This is a genomic window from Escherichia sp. TW14182, from assembly GCF_000208525.1.
GTDB lineage: Bacteria > Pseudomonadota > Gammaproteobacteria > Enterobacterales > Enterobacteriaceae > Escherichia > Escherichia ruysiae.
The window spans coordinates 1-10372 of record NZ_AEJZ01000087.1 but is presented as its reverse complement, the minus strand read 5'-3'; the positions used below and the strand labels follow the sequence as shown (position 1 = coordinate 10372).

General features: G+C 50.5%; 9 protein-coding genes. All 9 read right to left on the bottom strand.

Annotation, left to right across the window (positions count from 1 at the left end):
• Positions 1 to 1802, bottom strand: a 1802-nt coding sequence (locus EQY_RS23925; RefSeq protein WP_237712261.1) for an autotransporter outer membrane beta-barrel domain-containing protein, incomplete at its 3' end; no start/stop codon positions are given.
• Between the two features lie 532 nt (positions 1803 to 2334).
• Positions 2335 to 3447 carry an ATP-binding protein gene (locus tag EQY_RS0108990; RefSeq protein ID WP_000638289.1) on the bottom strand — a complete coding sequence of 371 codons (1113 nt, stop codon included), beginning with the start codon at positions 3445 to 3447 and terminating at the stop codon, positions 2335 to 2337.
• On the bottom strand, positions 3444 to 4151 hold the full coding sequence (locus EQY_RS0108985; RefSeq protein WP_001097121.1) for an RNA ligase family protein: 708 nt from the start codon (positions 4149 to 4151) through the stop codon (positions 3444 to 3446). The genes EQY_RS0108990 and EQY_RS0108985 overlap by 4 nt, the downstream gene beginning before the upstream one ends.
• Before the next feature lie 257 nt (positions 4152 to 4408).
• Entirely contained in the window at positions 4409 to 5947 is a 1539-nt protein-coding gene (gene emrB / locus EQY_RS0108980; RefSeq protein WP_024212479.1) for a multidrug efflux MFS transporter permease subunit EmrB, read from the bottom strand.
• 16 nt (positions 5948 to 5963) lie between these two features.
• A complete protein-coding gene (gene emrA / locus EQY_RS0108975) occupies positions 5964 to 7136 on the bottom strand; it encodes a multidrug efflux MFS transporter periplasmic adaptor subunit EmrA (RefSeq protein WP_024212478.1) in 1173 nt (390 codons plus the stop codon).
• Between the two features lie 126 nt (positions 7137 to 7262).
• Positions 7263 to 7793, bottom strand: coding sequence for a multidrug efflux transporter EmrAB transcriptional repressor EmrR (gene emrR / locus EQY_RS0108970; RefSeq protein ID WP_000378436.1), 531 nt, complete (start codon positions 7791 to 7793; stop codon positions 7263 to 7265).
• Positions 7794 to 7883: 90 nt separating this feature from the next.
• Complete coding sequence (gene ygaH, locus EQY_RS0108965) at positions 7884 to 8219, bottom strand: L-valine transporter subunit YgaH (protein ID WP_000119757.1); 336 nt, start codon at positions 8217 to 8219, stop codon at positions 7884 to 7886.
• Positions 8209 to 8946 (bottom strand): L-valine exporter subunit YgaZ, encoded by a 738-nt coding sequence (gene ygaZ / locus EQY_RS0108960; protein ID WP_000254578.1) that lies wholly within the window; start codon positions 8944 to 8946, stop codon positions 8209 to 8211. Before ygaZ ends, ygaH begins: the two co-directional genes overlap by 11 nt.
• A gap of 123 nt (positions 8947 to 9069) precedes the next feature.
• Entirely contained in the window at positions 9070 to 10254 is a 1185-nt protein-coding gene (locus tag EQY_RS0108955; protein WP_000165720.1) for an MFS transporter, read from the bottom strand.
• Between the last annotated feature and the right edge of the window lie 118 nt (positions 10255 to 10372).

The window sequence follows — 10372 nt, the reverse complement described above, 5'->3', positions numbered from 1 at the left end:
CCACCAATGTTACGCATCCACAAGCTGGTCGCTTTCTGCTCGCCGGTTAGCAGGTCGGTGTACTGTGTTTCCCCCAGACGGTCATGCAGCCGGGTATTAAACAGCGTATTTGCAGCCTGAATATTGGCCAGATAGCTACTAATCTCCGGGCGATACTGATGCTTTCTTTCTGGCAGTGGTTCTGGTGAAACGGGGGTATAAGGAGAAGCCGGTGTCGGTGTATCAGGTGGCTCTGGTGAATCAGGTATTACAGGGTCAACAGGTGGTATAAGTGGGGTTTCACTGGTTAAGTACCAGTTCTGATCGTCACTTTTCGTCACGTTGTAATCATAGGCTCCGGCAACAATACGGCCTTCTTTACTAAATGTTCCCTCAGATGCCCCCGTTATTTCAACAATGCGGATACCTTCAAGCGTATCGGCGCCCTGACCACCGGCATTATGAACACTCACACGGGTATGACCAGACGTGTTGCCTTTTATAATTAATTTATCGGTCGCGGAATTATCATCGCCGAGTTCGGTACGCATAACTAACAAACCGTTATTAGCGGTGTAATTGCCATTGATGGTGAGTGTGGCAGGCGTGAATTTGTCGCCATTTTTTGAGGACGATAGTGTTGCCGTACCCGCCAAATCCAGCGCATTTAAGGTTTGTGAAAAACCAGCTAAATCAATATTCCCTCCACTGGAGACGACATAACTGGAGTTTGGACTAAAGGTATCGTTGATACCGGCGCGCAGGGTGCCTTTACTAATATTCGTTTGGCCAGAATAGGTATTTGCGCCAGCCAACGTCGTGACTCCGGAACCTACCTGGTTAACCTCGCCTTTGCCAACGATATCTGCTGCCAGGATAAAATCTTCGCTGGAATGGTTGAAATTAATCTGGGCAGTACTGTCCCCGACCTCGCTTCCCATATGGATAATCGGCGTCTTAATTGCCCCCGCTTTTTGCTCGGCTTCTCCCTGCGCTCCACCAATGTTTAGAATACCGGTGCTGGTTTCGTCCATTCCAAGCCAGATAAATTGATTCGCGCTGACCGTGGCATTATTACTCACGGTAAGAATACCCTTTGCTTCGTTCAGCAATGAGCCCAATCCCCCAAGGGAGATAAACTCATTCACGGCTAATGAAGAATTGTCACCATCAACCAGCGTTTCACCGTATCCCGTTCCCTGAAAATTCTCCATATTTCCATTAAAGCCAATGATCATATCTTTTGACGCTGTAAGACGACCGCCATGAGTGATTTCGAGTTTACCTGTCCCCTGATCGCCTACCATCACATACCGTGCGGCAACGGATGATCCCTCACCGTCAATAACGACTTGCCCCTGTGCCTGGTAATTAAATTCACCGATTCTGAATTCATTTAAATCGGTGATAGTACTACCGCTAAGTACCATTAAAGTTCCTGAACCGCCATTAGTTCCCAGGTAAATATCGCGTTCATTAGGCGATGCATGACTAAGCGTCAGATGAGTGTTATTTTCTAATTTTATTGTCCCTGACGTCGCATTACCGATTACGATTTTAGCAGTAGTCAGATCCCGCCCGTCTATATTCAACGTTCCTGCACTTGTTGCTCCAACATTAAGATACCGAAACTGGTCCCATACTGGTGAGTTATTTTCTGATGAAGATAAGGTTACGACATCATTATTATTGATTGTCACATCGCTGTTGATAGTGGCTGGTGGTGTCCATGCCTGAGAAATTGGTATTGATAGCACAGTTGAAATAGCTATTGCCAGCGTGGACAAGGGATGCTGTCTGATATTCATAAAGTTAATTTTCATCCTTATGATTTATTTTAAGATAAATAGCGAATCCACAGTAACTACGTAAAAAATTAGATTTTAAGGCCGCTGAATCAGGTTGCTGTTCTGTAAATGAAGGGTAGTGTGTGAGGCCAATAATTATAAATCAGTTTAATTTGATATTAATTTGTTTTGATGGTTTAGGCATTAGGGTGAAAATAAGGTGCATAATTTTACTTAGCGGAAATTTTTAAATGTCTTAAGGCATAAAAATGAGCAAAGAAAAAGCAAAGGAAATCAATAAGATGTTTTTTCGGAATTTTGCGGGGTTAGTAACAGTAACTGATTAATTGCATGTTTATTGTTTGCACATCTTTTTAGATATAAAAAACACCAGGATTATTATCAAAAAATAATGTAAGTCTGGTTTCCATGCATGGGTTATATGCACGTAAATAATAAGATTAAATATTTCCTCATTAAGAAAAGTGCAAAAGTATTCTCTTCTCAGGCAATGTAAATCTGCCCGATACGATAAACGTATCGGGCAGGTGTTTAATTCTCCGGCTTTCTACCTGTCAGTCACCCGATATTCCACGCTATGCGCTTCATCAGGTTGTGGAACTTCCAGCCTTGAGGCCATCCGCATCACCACCGCTTCAGGAACGGCATACTCGCGTCTGGCATTTTGCTGCTTCCATTGCGACCACGGCACTTCCAGATAAACGATTTTTACTCGTGCGCCGTAAGCCGTAAACAGACTGATAAGCTGGCTACGCAGCTGGCGGGTAATGTTCGTTGCATTCCAGACAAACGACTTCTTTTGCCGAAGTCGCACGCGCGCCTCTTCTTTTGCCTGTTGCACAATACGCCCGGTGGCGGTTTTGTCGTCCGGGCTGGCATTGATTCGCCGCCGCATGTCATCAAGGCTGATAACATCCATTCCCTGGCACTGTTCACTGATATAGCGATCTTTGCCCATTCCCGGTAAGCCACACAGCAAAGTAACTTCAAAATGTTCAGCCTCCCAGGGAACAAAATCGGGAGAACTTTGTTCATGGGTCAGGTAATGCCAGCGTGCGGAATCAGAAACGAATGGGCGCACTTTTCCCCAGCATTGTTGCTCCTGGCAAAACAGCACGAACAGATCGATGCGTTCCAGCATTGACTGCTTATCAGGGCAATGACGACCAAGCAGATCGGCACGGGCAAGCAGGGCGAGCAGACGCGTGTCGACGCGCATCGCAGCAGTGAGCAGTAAACGCTCCGGTTCCGGACGTTCCAGTAACCATAGCGGTAACCCATGCAGACGCACCAGTGCAACGATTTGCTCGCGCAGCACAAATGGTGTGGGGATATCGCGCCATAAAATTTGTCGGGCCGTCAGTTCGCCCCGACGAGCGTGGCCAGGCGACTGAATACGTCCGTTTTCCTGCACGGTAGTGCTGCGCTTTTCAACATCATGCAATAACGCCGCCGCCCATAAAACTTCCTGCTGTTGAGCGGGGAGTTGCTGAAATTCTGGCAGAGTAACGAGGGCGTTAAGCACCATTTCGGTATGCACGCCGACGTCACCTTCACCATGATGCTCCGGGTCTTGTGGCGTGTGATGCATCTCCTCAACCCAGCTAAAACGCTGGCGAAGTGTCGACCAGCGTTTATCGTCGGTAAGTCGCCAAATCATGACTGTTCTCCATAAGCGAACTCATGTGCCATCCGCGCCCGACGCCAGTGGCGCTTCCAGTGTTCGCTGGTTTTGACATGATTTTTGCGCACGTACTTGAATACATTATGGGGAAAATCGGCAACGGGAAATGCGTCGCGATTTCGGCTGACAATGCCTTCCAGCGTACAGGGTTGCCCGGTTTGCGTATCCCAGGGATCGAACGCGCCGCGCTCACAGGTCAGCGCCAGAAAATCATGTTGCCAGCTTTTTTCATCATTCCCCGGCTGCGGGCCGGAAATTTCCGGGACGCAGGGGAAATCAAACAAGGCGGCGTAAAACTGAACTTCTTCCCAGCTTAACCACATGTCCTGACAGCGAACGGCAAACAGATAAAAATCCTGCTCCAGTGCCCGGTATTCAATGGAGTGAACGGCATAAAGATTTTCGCCAAACAACTCCAGATCGCCGAGATCGTTTTTCAGTAGTTGCCAGCGTTGGCGAATCTTATAGCTCCATGCCGATTCCGTAGGGGCTGCATGGGAACGGGCAAACACGCCGAAGCGATTAAGACAGTTATTTTCGCCGTCGAGTTTTTCAGTATGTACCAGTTGCGAAATTGCCTGCATATCTTGCCAGTAACTGGCGTTAATGCGGTCATCGCTGGTGGTGCCAGGGGAGAAAGGGTAGTGCCAGGTTCTCCCGTATTTACGTTGGGTATTCATAATAATCCATTATTTGGTGTGTAATAAATGTACGCCCGCGAGGGTGCGAGTTTTGGGGTTAAAAGAAAAATGTAAGTATCACCCGCGAAAGCGAGGGCGAAGGGAAAAGAGAATTAACAACCTGAACGAATGTTCAGAACCGGTTAATGGTGAATGGAAGAGTGTGAGGCGGCGAGAAGATACACCGATTGAGTGGATAAAACAACCGTTTGTAGAATGAGCAAATAAAAAGGGAGCCGCAGCTCCCTTTGACAACATCAGTGCGCGCCGCCTCCGCCGCCACCTGCGCCAAATGGCGGCCTGGCAAACCACACCAGCCCCAGCAGGACGAGGAATATCCCGGCTGATATCCAGAAGATCTCATTGGCGGAAATAATCAACCCCTGATTAGTGATCTGCTGGGCAATCCAGCCGGAAGCTTGCTGTTGCGTCATTCCCAGCCCTTCCAGTTGATGGTACATCGCCTGGGCGTTCGGGTTATACGGATTCACTGATTCGGTCAACTGCGCATGGTGCAGTGACTCGCGGTTAGTCCACATAGTCGTAGTGATTGATGTCCCTATAGACCCCGCCAGCGTTCGCGTAAAGTTGGAGAGACTCGACGCCGCCGCCAGTCGTTCCGGCGGCAAACCAGAGAGCGTAATGGTGGTCAGCGGCATAAAGAAGCAGGCCACCGCGAAGCCCTGGATAAACTGCGGCCAGGCCGATGCACCAAAATCCATACCCGGTTCAAAGGTATAAGCACGCCAGTAAAAGCAAACGGCATACATAATAAAGCTGAAGGTTACCAGCCGACGCATATCCAGTTTATGCGCAAAACGGCCGATAATTGGCGACAGGATCACCGGAATAATCCCTACCGGCGCAGATGCCAGCCCTGCCCAGGTTGCCGTGTAGCCGTAGACTTCCTGCAATAATTGCGGCAACAGAACAATTGCGCCGAAGTAGAGCATGTAGGCGAGGCTGATACACAAGCAGCCAATTGTGAAGTTGCGCGATTTAAACAGTGACAGGTCGACTATCGGGTTATCGTCGGTCAACTCCCAGACAATCAGGAAGCTGATAGCCACCACCGCCACCACGGTGAGGATGATAATTTCTTGCGATGAGAACCAGTCCAGCTCTTTACCCCGGTCGAGCATAATTTGCAGGCTACCGATACCAATCACCAGCAGCGCCAGCCCCACGGCATCAATTCGCCGCCTTTCTGTACGGGTTTCGCGTCCGCGCAGGGTTTGCAGTGTCATCAACACCACCGCCACGCCAATTGGCACGTTGATGAAGAATATCCAGCCCCAGTGGTAATTATCACTGATATAACCGCCGAGGATTGGGCCGCAAATTGGCGCGACAATCACCGTCATCGACCACAACGCCAGCGCGATCGAGCGTTTAGCTGGCGGGTAGTTATTCAGTAACAGACTTTGCGAAAGTGGGATCAACGGCCCGGCGACAATCCCCTGAATCACGCGGAAGAAGATCAGCATATTCAGACTACTGGAAACACCACACGCCCACGACGCAATGGCGAAGGCGATGGTTGACCAGAGGAACAGCTTCACTTCCCCGACGCGTTTTGCCAGCCAGCCGGTAAGGGGGATCGAGATGGCGTTTGCCACCCCGAAGGAGGTGATCACCCACGTTCCCTGGCTGAGCGATGAGCCCAGATTCCCGGCGATAGTGGGGATCGCCACGTTAGCAATGGTGGAGTCCAGCACCTGCATGAATGTCGCCAGTGACAGCGCAATCGTCATAATGACCAGTTGCGCGCCTTCCAGCGGTTTTTGCTGTTGCATCACACGCACCTCTGGATTAGCCAGCGTTAGCTTTTACGATATCGTCGATCAGTTTATTGACAGGTGCCAGGCTGATTTCACGCGCGGTACTTACCGCGACCGGCGTAGAACGTACTTTGTTTGCCAGTACCTGACCGTCACGGTTAGTGGTATTGACGCTCACCAGCGTGGACAAGCCGATACGCAGTGGGTATTGCTCAAGCTGTTTTTGGTCCAGTTCAATACGAACAGGCAGACGCTGAACGACTTTGATCCAGTTACCGGTGGCATTTTGCGCCGGAAGCAGCGAGAACGCGCTACCTGTACCCATATCCAGACCGACCACTTTACCGGTGTATTTCACATCATCGCCGTAAATATCAGTGGTGATAGTGACCGGCTGGCCGATGCGCATATTGGCAATCTGCGTCTCTTTAAAGTTGGCATCCACCCACATATTGGTAGCCGGAACGACCGCCATCAGCGGCGTCGTTGGGCTAATTTGCGCACCAGGCTGAACGGCTCGGCGGGAGACATAGCCGGTCATTGGGCTGACAATACGGGTACGTTCCAGCGCCAGCCAGGCGTTACGTACTTCAGTAGCGGCCTGTTGCACGGCAGGCTGATCTTCCAGTTTAGTTCCCAGAATAATCGCCTGATTGGCATTGTATTGTTGAATGGCGACATCCAGTTGCGCCTGGGCGCTGGTGACGGCGTCGCGGGCGTGTTGCAGTTCTTCGCGACCAATCAGGTTGGCATTGCCCAGCGGCACACGGCGGTTGTAGTCGCTCTGTGCTTTAGCGAGGGCGATTTTCTGCACCTCAATATTCGCCTGCAACTGCTTGCTGTTAATCATCAGTTGGTGGGTTTGACGAACGCTGGAAGCCAGCGCAGTTTTGGCTTTTTCAAACGCCTGGCGAGCATCTGTCGGGTCGAGAGTGACCAGCACATCGCCTTCTTTTACAAAATCGGTGTTATCGGCCCAGACTTTCGTCACGCTGCCAGACACCTGAGACATAATTTGAATCTGATTCCCTGCCACGTATGCGTCATCGGTCTCTTCAAAATGACGCAGTACCAAAAACCAATAAATTCCTATCGCTACGGCAATAATGATAAAGAGCAAGGTGAGAAGGAGGAGCAGACTCTTACGTTTGCCGCTCTTCTTTACCGGTTGCTGCGGGTTTTGAGTCTCCGCATTTGCGCTCATATTGTTCTCCACGATCTTCTTAACTCATCGGCTGAGCCGACCTGCTTGCCAAAAAGGCCAGCACGTTGCGATGCTGGCCGGTCAGTTTTTCTTTTATAAATCTGGATTTTTGAGCGAGATGACGCGTTAGCTCATCGCTTCGAGGACCATGCCGTCTTGTTCCATCTGGTCGAGACGGGAGAGCAACTTGCGGGTGATTTGCTCAAGCTGATCTTTTTCGCTAGTGCTGAGCGCGGACCAGAGTTGATGCAGGCAGTTATGCTGCGGCGGTAAAACCTCGCGCAAAAACTCGTGACCTTTTTCCGTTAATTGCAGATGCAGGCAGCGGCGATCGTTGTCGCTTTCACGACGCTCGATCCAACCGCGTTTTTCCAGTTCATCGGCAATACGCGTCGCATTGGTACGGGATGATCCAAGAGCACAACTTAATTCAGAAGGCTGAATACTGTGGTTTTCCTGAGACTCCAGCGTAATCAACGCCATAAACAACGTCTCGTTAATCCCCTGAGCCTTCAGCATTTTATTGCGGTTCTCCAGCAGCTTGCTCTGCATATGCATACAAAGACGGGTCAGAAGGATTTCCTGGTAAGGAAAATCTTCGTGGCGGCTGGCGCGAAATTTTAGCATTTGTTCAATGGGCGTAAACGAACTATCCATTTGGGTATGACCTCATTAATTTCAGCCGATATAGTAACGACAGTGACAAATAAAGTAAATGTATTGTTTTAGAAAATTGATTCTTGTGGGTTATATAATCGCCATCACTTTCCAGGCGAGCCCGTAGGCCAGCGCACTTAGCAGTGTCGGGACGATAATGCTGCGTGTTTTATAGAAACTGGCACCCAGTACCGCGAAGCCAACCAGTGTGGGCACGAAACGGCGTGTATCGTGCATCACTTCTGGTGCGGTAGAGACAACCAGCAGAGCACAAATCGAGGCTATGCCAATGGTGTCGAGCAAAATACCCACCGCACCACGTTTGGTCGGGCGGGCATTACCCACACGCAGGCGCAGCGGCAAATAGCGAAAGCAGTAATTAACCGCGCCAACCAGTAACCCAAGCAGCAGAACCTCATAGCTCATCGGGCGCTCCTTGCCAGAATGCCTGAATTAGCGCAGTGAGGCAGCCACAGACAATGCCTGCCAGAATGGCGACGGGAATAGAAAATAGCGTTACGCCCGCAAGGGCGCCGATTAACGCTGCGGTAACGCAAAGGGATTGTTTGCGCTGGAAAGAGGCGAGCAGAAAACTCATAAAGAGCGCCGGTAGCATAAAGCCTAATGCTGCTTCAACGGCTGGATAACCTTGCAGCAATCCGCTGCCAGAGAATGCCCCTATAACCGTACCAAATACCCACGATGACCATGAACTGAAGGCAATGCCAATCATCCAGTTCTCGCTCCAGCGGCGATTATTGCGTACCAGCTTTGCCGTTGCTGCGGCAAAAACTTCATCCGTCAGGCCAAACGCCCACAATGCAGTTTTCGATTTTTGCAAACGCTGAACAATGCGGCTACGCAACGATGGACCATACAGGATATGGCGAACATCCATTGCCATGACGGTCAGCGCAGCGACCCACAAACTACTCCCGGCTGCCAGCATCGTGGTAATGACGAACTGACTCGCGCCTGCATAAATGATGCAGGAGAAAAAAACGCTTTCGAGAGGAGAAAATCCCAGACGGGTCGCATTCAGACCGAAAGCAAAGGCCACCGGAATATAACTAATAACAATCGGTAAACTGTCTTTGCATCCTTCCATGAAGGTCGCCGAACCTGAAGCAGGCAGAGGAGTAGGGCTTACCATAGAGTGTACGCTTAACGACTGTTAAAATTATAAATGGACTGAATGAATATCTTAACCTTATCAGACTGATGGGCTTCTTAACACCCTTATAAGTGTAAAGCCACGAAAACGGTTGCTGATTGTCTAAATAGCGGCTTCCTGACGATGAAAACCTCGCCACCAGACCAACAGATTAACCAGGGCAATCGTCGCACCAGCCAGACAAACGCCAGCCCAACCGGCATGTTGCCAGGCAGAGGCCGAAATCAGTGAACCGGCGGCACCGCCAATAAAGTAACTGGTCATATAGCCTGCGGTCAGACGATTACGTGCATCAGGATAAATACGATAAATCACGGTTTGATTGGTGATATGCACGCCCTGTACGGTGAGATCCAGCACCAGGATGCCAATAATCAGCGCCAGCACGGAAGTGTGACCAAACCAGATCGCCAGCCATGAAAGCAACAGCAGCAGTAGGCCGAAAGTTGTTGTCAGGTGCGATTGACCCTTATCGGCAAAACCACCTGCCGGACGTGCGCCCAGCGCCCCAGCGGCTCCTGCAAGGCCAAACAGACCAATCGTTCCATCGCTGTAGTTAAAAGGCGGCGCGGCAAGCAAAAAGGCCATTGATGTCCACAGAATGCTGAAGTTAGCAAAGGTCAGACAGCCCAGTACCGCGCGGGTGCGCAGGATCTTATCGCTGATAAACATGCTGAAAACGGAACCTAACAACTGTGGGTAGTTGAGGTGCGTCTCCGATTTCATCTGCGGCAGGCCGCGCCATAACGCCAGCGCCATTAGCGCCATTAATACTGCTGCGACCCAGAAAACGGTGCGCCAGCCGCCGAGATTTGCCAGCAACCCGGCAACGGTACGCGCCAGCAAAATGCCTAGTAGCAGGCCGCTCATAATTGTGCCAACCACCTTGCCGCGTTTTTCCGGCGAGGCCAGTGTTGCCGCCAGCGGAACCAGAATTTGTGCCACGACCGAGAATAAACCCGTTAATGCCGTACCGAGGATCATCATCGCCAGTGACTGACTGCTGGCGGTAATCAACATACCGCCCGCTGCCAGTAAGGTCATCGAGACAATCAGGCGGCGGCGTTCAAACATATCACCGAGGGGAACAAGAAATAGCAGACCGGCGGCATAACCTAGCTGCGCGGCGGTGACAATAAAGCCCGCTGAACTGGCAGAAAGGGAAAAGTTACGCGCGATAGTGTCGAGCAATGGCTGAGCGTAATAGTTGCTGGCGACCGCCAGACCGGTGGCGATCGACATTAGCACGATCAGCGCCGGGCTAAGCTCGTGATTGGGTTTCGTCATTATTGTTTATCAGGTGATGATGAGTCTGAAAACCAATAATAGCGGATGTTGATGAATATGGGATGAAAGATAGATTGTTGAAATGTGCGGTGTGGTGTGTAGGCATGATAAGACGCGT